Annotated in this window: 16 protein-coding genes and 1 tRNA gene; 11 read left to right on the top strand and 6 right to left on the bottom strand. The window is 46.7% G+C overall.

All coding sequences use genetic code 11. From position 1 onward, the window contains the following. The first annotated feature begins 35 nt into the window (after nucleotides 1-35). Complete coding sequence (locus TSUB_RS24340; protein ID WP_202819770.1) at nucleotides 36-935, top strand: LysR family transcriptional regulator; 900 nt, start codon at nucleotides 36-38, stop codon at nucleotides 933-935. A gap of 116 nt (nucleotides 936-1,051) precedes the next feature. Here TSUB_RS24340 and TSUB_RS24345 read toward each other — a convergent pair whose 3' ends face one another. After that, nucleotides 1,052-1,969 (bottom strand): hypothetical protein, encoded by a 918-nt coding sequence (locus tag TSUB_RS24345; protein ID WP_159064982.1) that lies wholly within the window; start codon nucleotides 1,967-1,969, stop codon nucleotides 1,052-1,054. 295 nt (nucleotides 1,970-2,264) lie between these two features. On the opposite strand from TSUB_RS24345, the gene TSUB_RS24350 reads away from it, so the two are divergent. Next, complete coding sequence (locus TSUB_RS24350) at nucleotides 2,265-3,035, top strand: isocitrate lyase/PEP mutase family protein (protein WP_087024066.1); 771 nt, start codon at nucleotides 2,265-2,267, stop codon at nucleotides 3,033-3,035. Nucleotides 3,036-3,832: 797 nt separating this feature from the next. Next, entirely contained in the window at nucleotides 3,833-4,660 is an 828-nt protein-coding gene (locus tag TSUB_RS24355) for an alpha/beta fold hydrolase (protein ID WP_087024064.1), read from the top strand. A gap of 33 nt (nucleotides 4,661-4,693) precedes the next feature. Here TSUB_RS24355 and TSUB_RS24360 read toward each other — a convergent pair whose 3' ends face one another. From TSUB_RS24360 to TSUB_RS24370, 3 genes are all read right to left on the bottom strand, one after another. After that, on the bottom strand, nucleotides 4,694-5,566 hold the full coding sequence (locus TSUB_RS24360) for a helix-turn-helix domain-containing protein (protein WP_087024062.1): 873 nt from the start codon (nucleotides 5,564-5,566) through the stop codon (nucleotides 4,694-4,696). A 471-nt stretch (nucleotides 5,567-6,037) separates the two neighbouring features. Then, nucleotides 6,038-6,427, bottom strand: a complete 390-nt coding sequence (locus TSUB_RS24365) for a helix-turn-helix transcriptional regulator (protein ID WP_087024060.1) — start codon at nucleotides 6,425-6,427, stop codon at nucleotides 6,038-6,040. A gap of 688 nt (nucleotides 6,428-7,115) precedes the next feature. After that, nucleotides 7,116-7,206 (bottom strand) — tRNA-Ser (locus tag TSUB_RS24370). A 362-nt stretch (nucleotides 7,207-7,568) separates the two neighbouring features. On the opposite strand from TSUB_RS24370, the gene TSUB_RS24375 reads away from it, so the two are divergent. From TSUB_RS24375 to TSUB_RS24410, 8 genes are all read left to right on the top strand, one after another. Next, complete coding sequence (locus TSUB_RS24375; protein WP_087024058.1) at nucleotides 7,569-8,273, top strand: MaoC family dehydratase; 705 nt, start codon at nucleotides 7,569-7,571, stop codon at nucleotides 8,271-8,273. Nucleotides 8,274-8,466: 193 nt separating this feature from the next. Further along, on the top strand, nucleotides 8,467-9,342 hold the full coding sequence (locus tag TSUB_RS24380; RefSeq protein WP_087024056.1) for an AEC family transporter: 876 nt from the start codon (nucleotides 8,467-8,469) through the stop codon (nucleotides 9,340-9,342). Between the two features lie 344 nt (nucleotides 9,343-9,686). After that, nucleotides 9,687-10,655, top strand: coding sequence for an AAA family ATPase (locus tag TSUB_RS24385; RefSeq protein ID WP_087024054.1), 969 nt, complete (start codon nucleotides 9,687-9,689; stop codon nucleotides 10,653-10,655). Then, nucleotides 10,652-11,596: a DUF58 domain-containing protein gene (locus tag TSUB_RS24390; RefSeq protein ID WP_087024052.1), complete on the top strand. Its 945-nt coding sequence runs from the start codon at nucleotides 10,652-10,654 to the stop codon at nucleotides 11,594-11,596. Before TSUB_RS24385 ends, TSUB_RS24390 begins: the two co-directional genes overlap by 4 nt. Continuing rightward, nucleotides 11,586-12,071, top strand: coding sequence for a DUF4381 domain-containing protein (locus TSUB_RS24395; RefSeq protein ID WP_087024051.1), 486 nt, complete (start codon nucleotides 11,586-11,588; stop codon nucleotides 12,069-12,071). The genes TSUB_RS24390 and TSUB_RS24395 overlap by 11 nt, the downstream gene beginning before the upstream one ends. Continuing rightward, nucleotides 12,064-13,029, top strand: coding sequence for a vWA domain-containing protein (locus TSUB_RS24400; protein WP_087024049.1), 966 nt, complete (start codon nucleotides 12,064-12,066; stop codon nucleotides 13,027-13,029). Before TSUB_RS24395 ends, TSUB_RS24400 begins: the two co-directional genes overlap by 8 nt. After that, nucleotides 13,022-14,956, top strand: coding sequence for a VWA domain-containing protein (locus TSUB_RS24405; protein ID WP_087024047.1), 1,935 nt, complete (start codon nucleotides 13,022-13,024; stop codon nucleotides 14,954-14,956). Before TSUB_RS24400 ends, TSUB_RS24405 begins: the two co-directional genes overlap by 8 nt. After that, nucleotides 14,950-16,560, top strand: coding sequence for a BatD family protein (locus TSUB_RS24410; protein ID WP_087024045.1), 1,611 nt, complete (start codon nucleotides 14,950-14,952; stop codon nucleotides 16,558-16,560). The genes TSUB_RS24405 and TSUB_RS24410 overlap by 7 nt, the downstream gene beginning before the upstream one ends. Nucleotides 16,561-16,635: 75 nt before the next feature. Here the strand turns inward: TSUB_RS24410 and TSUB_RS24415 are convergent, their stop codons facing one another. After that, nucleotides 16,636-16,998, bottom strand: coding sequence for a hypothetical protein (locus TSUB_RS24415; RefSeq protein WP_159064981.1), 363 nt, complete (start codon nucleotides 16,996-16,998; stop codon nucleotides 16,636-16,638). A 13-nt stretch (nucleotides 16,999-17,011) separates the two neighbouring features. Further along, nucleotides 17,012-17,734: a carbon-nitrogen hydrolase family protein gene (locus tag TSUB_RS24420; RefSeq protein ID WP_087024041.1), complete on the bottom strand. Its 723-nt coding sequence runs from the start codon at nucleotides 17,732-17,734 to the stop codon at nucleotides 17,012-17,014. Nucleotides 17,735-18,485 lie beyond the last annotated feature (751 nt).

The following is an 18,485-nucleotide window of genomic DNA, read 5'->3' on the forward strand; positions in this document are numbered from 1 at the left end:
TTGTGAAATCACCAAAGGAAATGGTTGCTATAAGCATGATGAATAGTCGATTCGATCTGAATTTATTGAACACCTTGGTTGCGGTTTTAGAAGAGAAAAATGTCACCAAGGCTGCCGAACGTTTACACCTCAGCCAACCTGCGGTAAGCGCGCAACTCAATAAATTAAGGGAGCACTTTAATGACCCGCTGATCGTGCCTGCCCATCGTGGTGTTACGCCAACAGTGAAGGCAGAGGCATTGCTACCAGAACTAAAACAGACTCTTTCACAGCTACAGCAAACGCTTGATCAACACCAAGTGTTTGACCCTACATCAGCGCAGCTCAATGTCTCCCTTGCGGCCACGGATTATCTTCAATCGGCAATCCTCACACCCTTGATCAATGCACTAAGAGACGCAGCGCCATCGATCAATGTGTCGATGATGTCACTCGACTTCAACGATCTCGCCTCACAAATGTATCGCCAATCGCTCGATTTGATTTTTATGTGCCCGACTGAAGCGCCAGCCGACCTGAAGTCTCGCCATCTGTTTGAGGAGCGTTATTTGCTGATTGCGCGTCCCAATCACCCACGCATCCATGACGATCTTACTGTTGAAGAATACGCCGCCCTCGACCACCTTATCGTCTCCTTAAAAGGTGGACACTTTCACACTCCTATCGACCAACGTTTGCTCAAGATGGGGTTGCGCAGAAACGTGTCAATGACGGTGTCTTCTTTCTTATTAATGCCGGACATTGTCTTAACGACAGACTTGGTCGCCCTCGTCCCTTCGAGAATGGTGCAGCATCGTCTAAACGACTTTGCCAGCGTACCCTGTCCTGTTGCACACAGCGAGTTTCAAGTGGGTATGTTGTGGCATGAGAAGCATCAACACAGTGCATCTCATCAATGGTTGAGGGAGTTCATTTATCAGCAAGTTGACAGATAAGGATCCTTTACTCGCGTGAACTCATGATGCTCGTTCAGCGAGAATATCTATGTCTACCATCGAAGCACTAGATCGCTTCTGAATCCTGCATCTCACAGTCACTTGAGTATAGAGAGCTAGTTATTTTGGTGATACTTCGCTTGCCAACATTGATAAGCAGAAGTTACCACCCACATCGCGATTACCATATAAAGCGCGGCACTCATCACACTCAATAGGCGAATCTCGAAGCTAGTAAAAATATTGAAACCGAGGCGTTCAGACTGCACTAGCAAGAGGGCAAAAGGAGACAATGCATAGTGCGCTATCGCCTTTGTTTTCATATTAAAAAGCGTTATTGCAATTAATAGAGATGAACAGGCAACAATAACAATGGATAGCACCAGATTACTTGTTTCTGTCTTGAAAGCGGTATAAATAAAGTAACTGACAATCGCAATAGCGCCTCCCAACAAGTTACCCAAAACAAAATCACGGCTTGTCTGTTTGATCTTCTCTAACTCAGGGTAAAGCGCCATCACGCAGATCGTCACTAGGGCGACATAATATTGATTGAGTTCCATAGCGATGAACACCATCATCATTGGCATAAACAGCAGCAGGATAAGCCACTCTTTGTGCCAAATAGGCGTATTGGCAGGCGTCCCCATCGGTTGATCAGCTAATGCAGTTTTTGGCGCCGGCAAGCACTTCACCACCAAGTAACTCATTAACATGGCTATCGCAATGTTAAACAGCAGCCCATAGCCAAAAGGGAGAAGGATAGTTGGGTTCACTACTGCTATTGCGCAAACCAGTACCAAACTGATCATTCTCAATGTCATTTTCATAGGATCGGGTTGCAGACGATCACTGCGCTGATATAAAAAGATAGCGCATGCCATTCCTACCAAGAGCAACCATGGTGATACGACTTGCAGACTCGCGATACCTATGGCCACTAAAGTGCCCATAATAGCTGTCAACCAATGCCCCAAATAGACTTTTATCGGTGCCTCTGGTAAACGTAACGCGACTAAATGTAAGCAAAACATGGGGCACAAAAACGCAAAAGGCCATTGCAGTAAAATGACTGCCATCACAGCAAGCGTGAAAACACTTACCAATCTTAAGTGTTGAAACCACTTCTTATAACTATTGCGAATCATACCTAGTGCGTCATATTTATCAGAGTGTTGGATGATTATACGCAACCCCCTCAATTACCCAATGCTCGTCGCAAAAATTATTTAATCGCTACCCAACACTCGGCGTAATCAGGCATAACAAATACTCAAACGACCTCTAGATACTTGAGTCGATCTCGCTGATAACAGATTAGGAAACACGATGAATTTCACGGCAATGCATCGCCAAGAGACCCCACTCATACTGGCGAATGTCTGGGATGCCGTTAGCGCTAGGCTAGCGGAAAAACAAGGTTTTCAAGCGATTGGCACATCCAGTGCCGCTATCGCGGCCATGTTAGGCTATCCAGACGGGGAAGTAATGCCGTTTGCTCAATATCGATTCATGGTTGAGCGAATTGAACACGTCACGTGTTTGCCACTTACCGTGGATATTGAAGCAGGTTACAGCCGAGATCCTAAAAACATCGCCCGCCATATCAATCAGCTCGCAGAGCTCAACGTCGTCGGAATCAACATTGAAGACAGTATTATGACCCCGTCACGACGCCGACAACTTCTCGATGCTGACCAATTTGCTAGCCTCCTTGAAGCAACGCAAGGATACCTTTCAGCCAGTGCCAAACAAATGTTCATCAACGTAAGAACAGATGTCTATGTCACCCAACAACCTAACGCGGTTGAAGCGACGATTCAACGAGCACAACGATACGCACAAGCAGGCGCAAATGGGTTGTTTGTACCTTTCATCGAATCACTCAGTGACATTGAGGCGGTAGCAAAACAGTGCTTACTCCCGTTAAATGTTATGGCGATGCCAGACTTACCCGATTTCACCACACTCAGCCAGGTAGGTGTAAAGCGGATCAGTATGGGGAATCGCTATTTTGAAGCCATGTATAACGATTTAGATAAACGACTAGAAAATATGGTGCATGCACAATCATGCCACAACTATTTGGCTCAACGATAACCAAATCATGCTGATAGGCGCTACTACACTCGCGCCTTGGCATGACTTACTTCATCCCACTAATACCACAAAGCCGTGCCTTGCTGACGTGTCTATACTCATTGAGTAAATACTAATTCTGATCCTATGTCGTTTCCTTTTCTTCGAAAGGAAACAAAACAATATTATACTCAAACCACCTCAAGATGCAGGATTCAGAAGCGGCCTAGCGCGTCGAAGTCAAGGTAAAGATACCAAGGCAAAGGTGTGAAGGAATGGCTTTCCCTTTCAAACACCTTTAACGCAGAAATCGGGGCGCTAGTCGCTTCCCGAAGGGCGAGTTTTCTAGGCTCGTCACCGTCGTTACTGTTTTTTGATTTAGTCCACTAGATCTTCAAAACAGTGCCTTGTTGACAAACCTAGAAATTCTCGCTGAACAAGTATCTTGAGGTGGTTTGAGTATAAAAATAAATTCGTCGGGATTGAAACAATTTAAAACGTTAGAGCACTTACTATACACACAGTTATATTTCCATTCATTAATTCCCAATATTAAGTCGCCTTTATCTGCTGCCACATGAAAAAAAAAGATGACTCATGTTTAATAGCTTGGTGTTTTGTCAATTCATGGTTGGTTTCAATGGTTATTTGATGACTAGAAATAAAGACACGACAAGCCGTCACCTTTTAGATCCTCGATAATAACTTATTGATATTTAGCCCAGCAAAGCACCTGTTATTAACACCAAACCTATTCAGCTTATTTGCCTGAAGAAAATATCCATGTGGTTAGACACGTTATTAATAAGGACGTCGAAATGGAAAATATCATTTTAAACAGAAAAAAATATCGCTATACTATTCATAAAAATGAAGCGACAGATCAAGTCGCTATCTTTTTATTGGGTGCGCTGCAGGACATAGAATCTGTCGAGAATTTTTCCAATAGCTTTTCAAAAACATTGACTTGCATAACCGTAGAGATACCCGGCACCGGCTGTGCAGACCCGATAGAACCTACGGTTACAATACGGGAGCAAGCTCAGTTACTCTTGGATTTCATTACTCACATGAAGATTGAAAAAGCCCATGTTATTGGCTTTTCTTACGCGACAGCCATTGCGGTTGAAATTTGTGACCTTTGGTCAGGCGCGCAATCACTTTCTGTGAGCGTTGGCGTGCCTGGAATTCCATGCACTGGTCGAAAGGCAACGAAAAAAGTGATGGCGGCGACCATGATAGACAAACAAACGTTTGCTCGATCGTTTGTGGAGAATTTATTATCTGACAACGAAACAATCCCTAGGGGTAAAGTGATTAAAAAAGCGATGCTTAAATCTATTTCTAATCTGCCAGACGAGCGACTGGAAATGTTTTACGACAATAGTGTACGCTTACTTATGCACACACCAACAAACCTCAACTTAACTATTCCATCGATAATTTGTGCAGGAGAGCATGATCCTTATTGCACAACAACATTAGTCAAACAATTCGCAAAGCAAGTATCCAACTCTCGCTACCATGAAATAAAGGCAGCGGACCATCTCGCACATTTACAACACCCAGAAAAAGTCAGTAACGCATTAATACTGTTAGCATCAACGTCAGTACATATTGAAAAGACACTCCCCACATTAAGTTAGTGGGCTAACACGGCCAACCCTTTATGGGTTGGCCTATCGATATAAGGATGAAACGCTGCTGATCAATTCAGAGACCAGCAGCTGTTGTTCCGAGGTAAGTCTTCGGTAGACGTCAACGATTAAATTGTCTCGCGCTTGTTGCGCATTGCGCAATAGGTGAAATTGAGGAAAAACGCGCATCTCTGACGTAAATTGTGTGTGACCGCTAAGCTGAAAACCCAAAATCGTTCGCGCGCCTAAAGAAGCACCAATAGAAACGACTTTTCGCTCATTCTCAAGCTGTTCATATTGACCCACAGAGATCCCTAACACGCGTGCCATTAACTCAGCATCAAAGCCACTGTTCACTCGCAACCTCTTGAATACGACGGCTAGGGAGTAGTAATAATCTTCTGCAAAGGCATCGATGTCTAATGTCTGCGGTGGATACATGTTTTCATAGCTTAGCGCTTGCACTGCCTGCTGAGTCTTCCGATATGCCAGATGCTCTTCTCGATTTTTATCCGTAAGTACTCGGATAATAATATCCAAAACGCTAAGAAACTGATCAAGAGGTAGTCTTGCCGCCTCAATAATGGCCTTGATACTCGTCTCATTCATTCCCGAATAATATCGGTGTAACTGAGGGCCATGATAAAACATGGCCATCGGCATCATAGTCACCCAACTAAATGCGGCTAAAACGTGCTGGGGGCAACGACCGCTGTAGGAGACCTGCATATACTTCAGCAGCGTCGATTGGCTAATTCCATCAAACTTATCACCCAATATATTCGGTGTTAGCCTTAAAACTCGACGGACATAGCTCATTGACAATGCGACATTGTCTTCGAGTTCAGAAAAGACAAATTCCAGCTCATTTAAGTAGGCGTCGCTAGGCCGATTAAGTACTGCTTTCTCAGTCATTGTTTCTTCTGTTTAAAGAATATACTCAAGCCACCATACTACTCTGTGGGCTTAGCATTCTCAATCTATTCAACAAAATACAATCGAAAACAATTTAATCTCGACGGAAAATATAATTCACACCCAGTACGATGGTAGTGACCAAGTGAATATAAATATCACTATATTCATACTTCTTCATCTGCATAATTAGTTTAAGCATGCAATGCTTGACTAAAAATCAAGACACTAAAGCACACTTAAATACACCACACAAAATAAAAACGTACATTAACGGAAATGTTAGTTGATTAACTTAAATATCGTTAGGAAAAAACAAGAAATAAAGCATCAAAGTCCATAATGCCCTTGGATATTGATTGATTTGATACTAAGAATAGATAAGTGGACTGCTCGAGCATAAAAAGCACCTTGATAGGTGCAACAAAAAAGGGAAGCCCGAGCGATAGAATACAATGACAGTGGCGCGACTTATCCCGCCTGACGGATTTGGCTATCTGACGTATACGACAGTAGCAAGTTGGCCATTTGACGACTAGAACGTAGCAGCTCACGACGAGAGTCTGATGGCAACTTAGACATAGTTACAAGGAAATCAATGACTTCTTTGCTTTCCTTAATGTTCATATACCCAGTATCTTTCTCTCTTGAGTCAAGAAACCAAATAAGCGGAAAGTCTGTCACTCGTGCTATTTTCTCCAATGCGTCTACACGCGGTACAGTGCGTCCAGACTCTATATCAAGATAGGTTTGTCTTGCTATTTTTAATTCATCAGCCATTTGCTGTTGCGTCTTAGAGCACAGTACCCTAGCTGCTTTAATTTTAGATGAAATATCTTTAATCGAAGGACTCATATCCATAAGCTAGTACTACCTATTTTTTGAAATTAGACCTTCATAGTGAATAGACACTATGATTCTTCATTACTCACTAGGCTCAGCATCATCGACAATTTGAAAGCGTTTTAGAACAATAAAACGTACGGATAAAGGTTACTCCGGAAAGAAATATTGATCTGTAGTGAGACCTAAAAGCGCGTTAGAATACAATTAACTATGAGAATAAATTTATGGTGCAGTACCCAATAAGATAAACCGTAATTCTATGGGTCAATTTACACTATGACATTATTCGGTCAATGCAAAAAATTGCGTATTTAGCGTCATGTTTTTTCTATTCGACTATCTATATCACATTTCTTTTTGCTTATAGGGTAAACTGGGCGGGCTGCATGCGAAATGTCTAGCTTTTCGTCTTGAATCATACCCTAAATAGAGTTCTATCTAAACACTCAAGTAAGGAAAGCACTGCGCTATTCACATAACTTATCGTAACAAAACATTATACTCAAGCGACTTCATGACGCCGAGATCGGGCCGCTAGGCGCTTCGCATAGAGAGTGTGTTAAAGCAAAAACGCCCGCTGATTTCTCAGCGTGCTTTTCTAAATGTGGTGGAGCCAGACTAGGCATAGGGGGATTGAAATCCCGGGCAGCAAGCGCACAAACAAAAACGCCCACTGATTACTCAGCAGGCGTTTTCTGTAATTTGGCGGAGAGATAGGGATTTGAACCCTAGATACGCTATTAACGTATGCCGGTTTTCAAGACCGGTGCTTTCAACCACTCAGCCATCTCTCCGTAAGTGCGGCGTATAATAGCGATGACACATCACACTGTAAACCCCTAAATCAGCTTCAAAAAGCCGTTTGCTCAAGTTTCACTCAAAGTGGTCGATAGTTATACGCAGTGACGCAAACGCTTTTATGTCTCAAAAACTAGATGTTAGATTTTGTAAACATATTTTAAACTATAATGTGGTATGACAAGTGTGATTTTCACCTCGAATCTCAAATTTAAAAAACAGAGTACAAAAACATAAGCAATTGATATTAAAACATTTAACATATTCCATGCTACACCTGTACGCCCGAAAGTCATTGCTTGAATTTGTGAAGTCATCCACAATATTGGGTAGATAAGTACTCTTTTAGGTATCCAACATGAAAGTAACCGATATTTTGAAACATCGCAGCGAGTCGCTTTCCAAGCGCCATGCGGTCTTAATGCAAAAAGTTACGCCCATTCGTGATTACTGGGGAGAGCTCAAACTCAAAGCGAACCAAAGCCACCTGTTCGATGCCCTCCTTGATGGCAATAAAGACGAGTCAGCAAACGAAGCGAACGCAGCGCCCACATTAAAAGTCGACGCGCCCAAAAAACCAGAGATTGCACTCAAGCCTGAAGCTCAAGCCCTGTTTGAGGAACTGCAAGAAAAACTCGACACTGTCATCCATACTGGTGACTGGATAACGGTTGACCAAGAGCGTATCAATCAGTTCGGCGAAGTGACTGAAGATATGCAGTGGATCCATACCGATCCCGAGCGTGCCGAAACCCAATCTCCGTTTAAAACGACGATAGCACACGGTTTTCTCACGCTCGCTCTACTGCCACGTTTAACTGACAGTGTGGATCCTGATAATACCCTGTTCCCCACTGCCAAAATGGTCGTGAACATCGGCTTAAACCAAGTACGATTTCCTTACCCTGTTAAAGCGGGTAACCGTGTTCGGGCGGTCAGCACCTTATCTAAAGTGACCCCCGTACGAAAAGGACTTGAAATCGAACGGGAGATTAAAGTAGAAATCGAAGGTGTTCGTCGTCCAGGTTGTATCGTTGTTTCAGTGATTCAACTACACTTCTGATCTCTCACTACATCCACACCAAAGCGCCTCTCTTGGCGCTTTTTGTCTTTCTCTATCGACGGCGTCTTCGCCAACCTTATTTTGCGTTACAGCTGCGTAAAGAGATGCTATGTTGAATTTTTCAGCACTCCTGTCTTATCGGGTGCGCAAATGAAACACGCAGAATTGAAAGCGGTACAAGGACGTTCAACCTATGATGCAACAAGTCGTCGCCATTCTATTTCCTGTATTTGCTTTAGTCTTGGTCGGCTATTCCGTCGGGCGCTGGCTCAAACCTGACTTTAAGCCAATCAATCGCATTAATATGGATGCCTTTGTACCCGCACTGGTGTTTTCCTCTCTCGCAACGATGCCACTGGATACCCAGCAATTACCGCTGATTTATGCCGCTCTTATTGCATCATTGCTACCCGGGCTATTGATGTTACCCATCTGTCGCGTATTCAAGCTCAACTTTAAAGCCTGGGCACCACCTCATATGTTTCGCAACAGTGGTAATCTTGCTATTCCTCTATTTACTTACACCTTTGGTGACACTGCGCTAGCACCAGCCGTCTTACTCTTTGTCGTATCTGCCTGCGCCCATATTAGTATCGGGCTCGCACTACTCAGTAACGGTAACCCGTTAAAGCAAATGATGACCATGCCGGTGTTCCTTGCTGCGGTTGCAGCCATGATCTTTAACCTTGGTAACATCCCATTATGGACCCCACTCTATGAAGCCACCAGCTTACTCGGACAAGCCGCTGTGCCTGTCATGCTACTCTCACTGGGTTCACAAATGACCCGAATGCGATTAAGCGGTTTGGGTATCGGGATTTTTGCCAGCCTCCAATCTCTTCTCACTGGTGCGGTTGCGTTCGCCGTCATCTATTTTCTCATCCCTCTTCCCACATTGCATTTGCAGATGATGGTCTTGTTCACCATGCTGCCTCCCGCAGTGATGAACTACCTGTTTGCTGAGCGTTTCAATATCGAGCCCAATAAAGTAGCGTCCATGGTGTTATTCGGTAACTTTTTCAGCATTCTTTCGCTCCCTTTGCTTTTACTGTTCGCTCTATCGTTATAAATGCGACACTGCTCGAGCGCGGGTATGAAAGAGAAAAACAGGCCATGTGATAGGTTGGAATAAACACCGCTCATTTCAGCAAAGACATTGCGAGCCGAACACAAATGATTACGATTTGAAACGAAACCAATCGCGCTATCTAAGGTCACAATGGACAGCATACGACACCATGTTGTCCTACTGCCAAGTGCGTGCCGTCATTCAGAAATTCGCTGAACCTTCTCACTTGAAGCCGTCACAAACCGGAACCATATATACTCAAGCGACTTCATGATGCTTTAAGCACTAAAATAGCTAAGCCTTAGGCACACAATCAGAATATACGTAACAAGGAATAGATTTACATGACCGAAGTATCTTCAACAGCCGCCTTTCAGTCATTAAACCGTTATTTAGAGTCACAAGTCATCGGCCAACCTGAGCTGGTCAAGCAACTCCTCATCGCACTGCTAGCGGATGGCCATATCTTGGTAGAGGGGCCACCGGGTCTTGCGAAGACTCGCGCAGTCAAAGTGCTATCAGACTGTATTGAAGGCAGCTTTCATCGCCTCCAGTTCACCCCAGACCTTCTGCCCGCAGATTTAACAGGTACAGACATTTATCGCCCAGAAACAGGCAACTTTGAGTTTCAGGCTGGACCTGTTTTTCATTCTTTATTGCTTGCCGATGAAATCAACCGCGCCCCGGCAAAAGTGCAAGCGGCGATGTTAGAAGCGATGGCAGAAAAGCAGATCACGGTTGGTAAGAAAACCTACACCTTGCCTGAACTGTTTTTAGTCATGGCGACACAAAACCCAATCGAGCAAGAAGGTACCTACCCATTACCCGAAGCCCAACTCGACCGCTTCTTGTTGCAACTTCAAGTCGATTATCCAGATAGCGAAAGCGAACTGAACATCTTGCGCCTCAACCGAGGCGAAGCCTTGGGAATCACCGCGGAAGAGCCCGCTCACCTCACCCAAGAAATCATCTTTGCCGCGCGTCACGCTGTGCTTAACCTGCACATGGCAGAAGACGTCGAGCAATATATCATTCGTCTTGTGATGGCAACGCGTGAGCCCAAGCGTTACAACGACCAACTCGCAAGCTGGTTGCAGATGGGCGTCAGCCCGCGCGCCACACTCGCGTTAGACCGCTGCGCACGTGCCCATGCTTGGTTAGAGGGTCGTGATTTCGTCACCCCGGATGACGTGATGCAGATGGCTTACCCTGTACTTCGCCATCGCTTGCTGCGCAGCTATGAAGCCCAAGCGGAAGGCGTGTCTCCAGACCGTATCATCGATGAACTTCTGAAGTGGGTGACCAGCGCATGATTCTTCCTCCCCATAGTGACGGCATCAATTTGTCGCTGGCGGAGCTCATGTACTATCAACGGCAATCAGTTCGCTGGTTACCTCCTGCGTTAAGTATTTGGTCGCAACTCAGTGGCCAACATCTCTCTCACCGAAAAGGTCGGGGAATGGACTTCGCCGAAGTACGCCCTTATCAACAAGGGGATGATATTCGCGCAATTGATTGGCGTGTCACCGCCCGCACCGGTAAGCCACACACGAAACTCTTTACAGAAGAGCGAGAGTGCCCGGTAATGCTTGTCGTGGATCTTTCAACCAGCATGCAGTTTGGATCGACATTGCTGTACAAGTCAGTACAGGCAGCCCATATGGCAAGTTTGATTTGCTGGCTCACCGTCGCAAACAAAGACCGAATTGGTTCGATTGTGATTGGCGAGCACTCACTTACTGAATGTAAGCCGACAGCACGACAACAAGGGCCGCTGAGTATCATTAACGCCATGCGCCAACAGCAAGCTTTCTCGGTAGAAAGGGCGACGTTGCGTTCCGCATCAGAAGATAAAACACCAGCGCCCCTTTTCACTCAGACACTGTCACAGCTTCATCAATTGTGCCCAAAGGGCAGTGACATTATCGTTCTTAGTGATTTCAGCCAACTGAACAGCCACAATGAGCGCCAATTTAAGCAGCTCAGCCAACATAATCGCCTGACACTGGTCAACATCTTCGACCCACTCGAGCAAGGCGATACGGCTTATCGTGGCCAAAGCTGGTTAAGTGACTTAACCCAAACCTTGCAAGTGAGCTTTGGGATGAAGTCGACGCGCGACGCACTCAAGTTCAGCTTTGAGCAGCATTGCGAACATCTGGCACAACTCGCTCGTTCTCTGCGCGCGCCACTCTTTTCTGTTTCTGCCGGAGACACACTGCTGAGTCAGTTAGGGGGAAAAGATGCCAACTGATTTACCACTTGCTGATATCCATTTCCCGCAAGCACCCTCATTTTGGCCACTACCTGCAAGCTTTTGGCTGGTGATCATCGTGAGTTTTATGACCATCGCGACGGTACTTTTTTTCGCGATAAGATGGCAAAGATCGTCAACAGAAAAACACGCTGCAAAGAGAGAGGCCTTACGCATTCTGGGCAAGATTAAAAGTGAGCAATCACTTACTGCACTAAACACACTGCTACGTCAAACAGCATTAAGCTATTTTCCTCGTCAAGAGGTCGCCTCATTACAAGGAAAGGCGTGGCTACACTGGCTACAGCGCCAAGGCAACAACGCACAGTTTGCCGACATTGAATCACTCTGGATTGCCACGCTTTATGGAACGCATCAGCTTTCTGATCGTGAATGGCAGCAATGCTTCGATGCCGCTAAACAGTGGCTAAACAGCTTAGATGTGAATGCGATAAAGGGGGGGCATCATGTTTAGTTTTACTCACCTCTGGGCATTCGCTCTGATCCCTGTGCCCTTTCTGTTGCGCTGGTTAATGCCGGCAGTCCAACAGGTACTGTCTGTGCGCCTTGCTCGCCTTCCAAAAGGGTTAGCCGAAGTTAAACAGCAACCCAAGTTAATACCCGGTTTGCTCATTGCCGCTTGGCTCTGTTTAGTCGTCGCACTTGCTCGCCCCGTCTGGTTAGGTGAACCGATCAGCGTGCCATCAGAGCACCGCGACGTCATGCTAGTTGTCGATCTTTCTGGCTCGATGGATATCGAAGACATGACCGACAAGCGCGGCAATGCCATCGATCGTCTCACCGCAGTCAAAGAAGTACTTAGTGAGTTTGTTGCGAACCGACAAGGCGATAGATTGGGATTGGTTGTGTTTGCTGACCATGGTTACTTGCATACGCCATTGACCTTAGATATCGCAAGTCTTCAACAACAAATAGACCAGCTCGTGCTCGGCCTCGTCGGCCAAATGACCGCAATTGGCGAAGGCATTGCGATTGCCACCAAAACCTTTATCGAGAGTGATGCGCCACAACGGGTCATGATTTTACTCAGTGATGGTGGCAACACCGCTGGCGTGATTGAACCCGTTGAAGCGGCCGAGTTAGCCGCCGAAAGTGACGTCACGCTTTACAGTGTCGGTGTGGGCGCCGACGAAATGCGTGTCCGTCGTTTCTTCAGTTATGAAACGGTCAATCCATCATGGGATCTCGACGAAGAGACCTTGACCAATGTGGCCGAAATGACTGGCGGCCAGTACTTTCGAGCGCGCAATCAAGAGGAACTCGCGAACATCTACAACATCATTGATGCGTTAGAGCCAATCTCAGAAGCCAACCAAGTCTGGCGTCCCCGCCATGACCTCTTTATGTACCCATTCGCAATGTTCCTCACCATGTTTGTCGTCATCATGCTGTTAAGGAGGCGCTATGGTTAATTTTCTCTATCCACTTTGGCTGATTGGGCTCATAGTAGCGCCCGTTATCTATTGGCTTCGACAGCGTCATCAGCAGCAGAGCCCCTTGATCGCAACGCACCTTCAGCAAGCGCATCAACAAGCCAAAAAAACAGGATTGCGTAACACCAAGCTACCCGGACTAAGCGCAGGCTGGCTGACCGCGGGATGGGTGATCGCGATCTTTGCGCTCTCTGGCCCGCACTGGCGGCAAGCTGATGCACCTGTGATGCAATCAGATAGCGCACGTGTCTTGGTCATGGATATGTCGCTCTCCATGTTGGGTGATGACATTAAGCCCAACCGTGCATCTCAGGCCATTTTCAAAATCATGGATCTGTTGCCCACGCTCAGCGATGGTTATACAGGCGTGGTGAGTTATGCCGCAGATGGCTATGTTGTCAGCCCTTTAACGCATGACACCGCGACGATTCGCAGCCAACTGCCTAACCTGTCTCCCGCTATCATGCCGTTACAGGGAAAGAATGCCGCAGCAGGCGTGGAGCAAGCGATCAACTTGCTAACGCAAGCCGGTTATTTGCATGGTGATATTGTGCTGATTACGTCTGGGATCAGCGAGCGCGAACAAAACGCCATCTCAGACTTACTCGCCGACACGCGCTATCGGTTCTCCGCTTACCCAGTATCGACAACACAGGGGACGCCCATCTTCAATCTCGATGGGCAGATGCTAACGGATAACCAAGGCAACACCGTAGTGTCTCGGCTCGTTCCTTCACGTCTACGGAGCCTAAGCCGCGATACTGGTGGGCTTTACATGCCTTTCCGTAATGATAACCAGGATGTGGAACGTCTGAGTGCCTTTTTGATGTCACAACAGCAACACACGCAAGAAGACAACAATGCCAGTACGTTAGCCACTCAAGTCATCAATGATGGCTATTGGCTAGTCTGGCTAGTGGCCGGTATCGCGATGTTTGCGTTTAGAAAAGGGGCGATATGGATGGCCCTCTTGCCTCTTGTTCTGGTTCAACCCCAAACGGCGCAAGCTGCACTATGGAAAAACAGAGAAACTCAAGCTTATGAGCACTTGCTCAATGATGAGTTCGAACAGGCCGCTAACTTATCAGACGACCCGATGTTGCGAGGAAGCGCGCTCTACAAGCAAGGCGATTTTGAGGCCGCTGTTACTGCATTTGAAACCGTTGGCGATGGCCGTGCAGACTACAACCTCGCCAACGCTTATGCACAAACCGGCGAGTTAGAGAAAGCCGCGACTTTATATCGTAAGGTTCTTGACCAGCAGCCGGATCACCAAGATGCCCGTCATAACCTCGACATTGTTGAAGACTTGCTCAATCAGCAAGCGCAAGATGAGCAACAACAGGGTAATGACCAACAACAAGGTGATCAGCAACAGGACAATCCTCAAAACGGCGATCAACAGGGCGAGCAGAGTTCAAAGAGTCAGGACACCCCTTCGGACAATGCCCAGCAAGATCAGCAGCAAGGGAGTGATAGCCAAGCGCCTGCGGGCTCAGATAGCAACACAGAACAGCCTCAAGATGGCGCACAGGGCGAGCAACCGAGCGAGCCTCCCCAGGGTGACAATAGTCAAACAGGCCAGTCCCAAGAGGCTAATGCGGAGAACGCGGAATCCACCCAACCCGAACAACAAGCCGCTGATGCTTCAGAGCAAACGGACTCTGCGGAAGAAGACACCTCTCAGCAGGCCAGCGCGCAACAGACGGATCCCTCAGAGCAATCGGATGACGAGGCTGAGGCACCCGCCGCCTCGCAAACAGAATCCGGTCAGCTCACCGAGGGGAATCCTGTCCTCAACAAACTTGATCAAATCCCTGATGACCGAGCGACCTTGCTACGCAACCAACTCTTGCTACAAGCGCGCGAACGTCCTCGTCCCTCATCGGAGAGTACAGAATGGTAAAACATATATTTAAACAAACGCTTCTACTCATCATCACACTTGTTATCAGCCTACACGCCCTCGCCGAGGAGGAAGCACGAGAGGCGGTTGCCTATGCCAGTTCCACGAGCATAAAGGTCAACGAAACCTTCTTTGTCACGGTCGTAGTCAACGACCGAGTCCGGAAAAATGATCTCGATATAACTCCCCTCGCTAATGGCTTTGTTGTCGGCAGTGTCAACGCACAATCTAGCTACAGCAACATCAATGGGGTAAGTAACAACGAAACGCGATTCACGATTCCGTTAATGGTACAAAACAAGTCCGTTACGGAAATCCCTGCGCTCAAGGTGGATGGCTTACAAACTCAAGCTATTCCGCTCGACGTAATTGCTGACAATGAATCAGTCGATCGCCTTGCCCAAGACGTGTTGTTTGACTCAAGCTTGAGCACCAATAGCCTCTATCCGCAACAAAGCGCCACCTATACCATGCAAGTCATGGTCGCGACTCAAGTCAGCGATATCACCATTGAAGCACCATACGGTGAAGGGTTAATCGTTGAACAACTGGGTGAGGACCGCCAATACCGAGCGGTTATAGGAGGGCGTCAATTTGTCGTGCTAGAAAGAAAATACACCATCACCGCAGAAAGTGAGCAGCAAGGTAGCCAAACCACCTTGTATAGCGGTCGATTTAAAGGTGCCGTTGCCAGTAATGACCGCCGTGGTTTTCCAACCGGCCTTGGCATTCCGGTAGCACGCACGGGCGACAACTATCCGATAGACGTTCGAGCCATACCTAGTGATTATCAAGGGTTGTGGCTGCCGACGCCCTCGCTAACCTTGAGCGAGCAATGGAGTACAACAGAGCAGGAAGTGACTGTAGGTGATGCCATCACACGCGAGATCACGCTGGCCATTACTGATAGGGATGCCAGCCAATTCCCGACCATTGATATCGCCTATCCCGCGTCTGTCAGTGTCTATGACGAACGTCCTGTTTTTGATGAGCAAGACGGAAAGACAGTGATGACGCTCAAACAGGTGCTTATTCCGCGTCAAGCAGGTGATATTACGCTTCCGGGAATGAAGGTGAATTGGTGGGATAGCGAAAACCATACTCAGCGCACCGCGACACTCCCAGCAAAGACGATCCACGCCGCCGCGAATGCCAACTCTGCACAAAGCAACGGCACAGAGCCGCTGCCAGCACTCCCCATGCAAACAGAAGTGGTAGAAGTGAAGGATGCGGGTTATTGGCCACTCCTCACCTCACTGTTCGCGTTGCTTTGGGTTTTAACACTCGGCATGTGGTGGAAATCGGTCAGGTTACAGCGTGCTGTTGTTGGTAACAACACAAACCACACTGCCCCTCGCCCAGATAACTCCTTAGCCACAGCCATCGCCAGCGATGACCCGATTAAAGTGCAAAAAGCATGGCGCAACAGTCCGGCACACATTCAAGCTCATACAAAATCGGCCCTCGATAGCTACCTTGCAAGTGTCTATGGTAACAAGGGCAATCGCCAACAAGCGCTTAGCGCCCTTTTGGCAACCAATAACAGTGTACCGACACCAAATAACCCAGCGCCTTCGGCACTCGCTTCCATTACACCTGAGTAGTGTTAGCCGCACTGAAATGAAAAAGAGATCCAACAGGATCTCTTTTTTATTCAGCGAACTAAAACACCTCTCACGTTATGACTTGCACAACACGATACGTTGCGCGCTACTCGTACTTTTCAACGCAGTGCTTTGTCGGGCAAACACTGCGTGTTTATCTGCCATCCAAGCCTGTAGTGCTCTGTGGTCAGTGATATAGTGCCCTAAACCATTGTCACTAAAATCAAAACCTCGCTGACACAACTGTGTCGCTTCTTGCTCGAAATAGTTGATAATATTTGTGGGCTCAGCCTTGTCTCCGGGGAACACCGCCATGACGACGTAAGCTTGCTCTCGCTCAATCGCTTGACTAAAGATCCCAATTTCATCTTGATAAGCCGATTTTGACGCACACGCGGTTAAACACAACGCGAATACCATTAATACACATCGCTTCACGAAGACGTCCTTTTTACAACAACGTTGAAAACAACATTAATTCTGCTTTATCACTCGACCCGCAACGGCCCCTCTGACCCTTAGCATCCCAGACAGCTGACTGGCCCGCGCAGTCCATACCACCAGACACGCCGACAAAGTTTGACAACAAAACCGGGGCATCAAGTTGGCGTGCGATGCTCGAAAAAATCTCACTATCAGCAGCATATCCGCTGTGAGTAATCAGCGCGCTAATCAGATAGAGATCAACTTGCTGCGCTTTGGCATCGAGGTGATGCTGCGCAGAAGTAAAATCAGCACACACCGCCAGAGCGATCTTTAGCCCTTTCAGCGTCAGAAAATAGTTTTCATCACCCTGCGAGAAATAAACTTCTTCGCCTGGATGCAAGTATTGTTTTTTGTAGATATCGACTTTACCACAGGGGTAACAAATCACTGCGCCTATAAAGGGTTTCGATTGCAAAGGACGAATCGGCGCGCCAGCAATAACAACAAGTTGGTGTTGTTTTGACAACGCAGACAGTGCTTCTATTTCAGAAGACGCACTGTCGATAGCCAGTGAGCCGGCAAGGGAGGGTTCATAACCCGTGACCGAGAGTTCAGGGAAAACAATAATATCGGCATTTTTATCAGCGGCGACATCACACCAGTGCGCATGATGTTTAAGGTTAGCATTGACATCGCCTTTGCTCGGCTCGAACTGCGCCAATGCGACAGTGAGTGTTTGATTTTCCATGGGCTTCCTTGTTCACTTCTCTACTACGAACTCAGAGTATGATAAACGAAATCAAGCCGTGGCTCACTGACGTATCACAGACTTTTCACAGCATTCTGCGATCCCTAAAGCAAGACTAAGTCTGATTATCGCTAGCTCGTCTTATATAATACCCCTCTAGGAATAGACTCAAGTCACCTCAAGATGCTTGAGTATATAAATAGCCGCAAAAATGACGAGCCTAAAAGTTCTCGATAAACAAACACCTTAAGGTTGATGAATATAGATGCAGGTAGCAAGACTGACGCTAAAAAAGGTAAGTATAATTTCAGTATTAATTACGATGCTATTGGCCTTAATATCAATTTATAGTCCCAATGAAAAATCGATCCAGTCATTAAACCTATTATTTTTTATCGCTTTAAGTGTTAGCACGACAATTAACATCCTTTATTACCGAACAACAAAGTCAAAGCGCTTTCTTATATTAATCACACTTTTGTCATCTATTTTCTTATACCCAATTTTCAGTAGCCTTTACGGTGTTTATCTCATCCAAACATTAACAGCAATGTCGTCAACGGCCCGGTGTGAAGCCATCATAGAAAGCGCACAGCAATCAACATCCATACCCCCAGAGGCCAAACATAAAGTCACCTATAGCTGCGCGTCTTCTATCTATCTTTACTCCGGCAGGCGCGTTAGCTATACAGATAAACTCGGCCATGTTCGCGACTACTCTCCCAGCATAGAAGAAACCGCCGCACAACAA

This window comes from Thaumasiovibrio subtropicus (assembly GCF_019703835.1).
Lineage (GTDB): Bacteria > Pseudomonadota > Gammaproteobacteria > Enterobacterales > Vibrionaceae > Thaumasiovibrio > Thaumasiovibrio subtropicus.

Excerpts from the sequence above, each read along its gene's own strand:
- TSUB_RS24340 (WP_202819770.1), top strand. The coding sequence starts at position 36 with ATGATGAATAGTCGATTCGATCTGAATTTATTGAACACCTTGGTTGCG.
- TSUB_RS24345 (WP_159064982.1), bottom strand. The coding sequence starts at position 1,969 with ATGTTTTGCTTACATTTAGTCGCGTTACGTTTACCAGAGGCACCGATA.
- TSUB_RS24350 (WP_087024066.1), top strand. The coding sequence starts at position 2,265 with ATGAATTTCACGGCAATGCATCGCCAAGAGACCCCACTCATACTGGCG.
- TSUB_RS24355 (WP_087024064.1), top strand. The coding sequence starts at position 3,833 with ATGGAAAATATCATTTTAAACAGAAAAAAATATCGCTATACTATTCAT.
- TSUB_RS24360 (WP_087024062.1), bottom strand. The coding sequence starts at position 5,566 with ATGACTGAGAAAGCAGTACTTAATCGGCCTAGCGACGCCTACTTAAAT.
- TSUB_RS24365 (WP_087024060.1), bottom strand. The coding sequence starts at position 6,427 with ATGGATATGAGTCCTTCGATTAAAGATATTTCATCTAAAATTAAAGCA.
- TSUB_RS24375 (WP_087024058.1), top strand. The coding sequence starts at position 7,569 with ATGAAAGTAACCGATATTTTGAAACATCGCAGCGAGTCGCTTTCCAAG.
- TSUB_RS24380 (WP_087024056.1), top strand. The coding sequence starts at position 8,467 with ATGATGCAACAAGTCGTCGCCATTCTATTTCCTGTATTTGCTTTAGTC.
- TSUB_RS24385 (WP_087024054.1), top strand. The coding sequence starts at position 9,687 with ATGACCGAAGTATCTTCAACAGCCGCCTTTCAGTCATTAAACCGTTAT.
- TSUB_RS24390 (WP_087024052.1), top strand. The coding sequence starts at position 10,652 with ATGATTCTTCCTCCCCATAGTGACGGCATCAATTTGTCGCTGGCGGAG.
- TSUB_RS24395 (WP_087024051.1), top strand. The coding sequence starts at position 11,586 with ATGCCAACTGATTTACCACTTGCTGATATCCATTTCCCGCAAGCACCC.
- TSUB_RS24400 (WP_087024049.1), top strand. The coding sequence starts at position 12,064 with ATGTTTAGTTTTACTCACCTCTGGGCATTCGCTCTGATCCCTGTGCCC.
- TSUB_RS24405 (WP_087024047.1), top strand. The coding sequence starts at position 13,022 with ATGGTTAATTTTCTCTATCCACTTTGGCTGATTGGGCTCATAGTAGCG.
- TSUB_RS24410 (WP_087024045.1), top strand. The coding sequence starts at position 14,950 with ATGGTAAAACATATATTTAAACAAACGCTTCTACTCATCATCACACTT.
- TSUB_RS24420 (WP_087024041.1), bottom strand. The coding sequence starts at position 17,734 with ATGGAAAATCAAACACTCACTGTCGCATTGGCGCAGTTCGAGCCGAGC.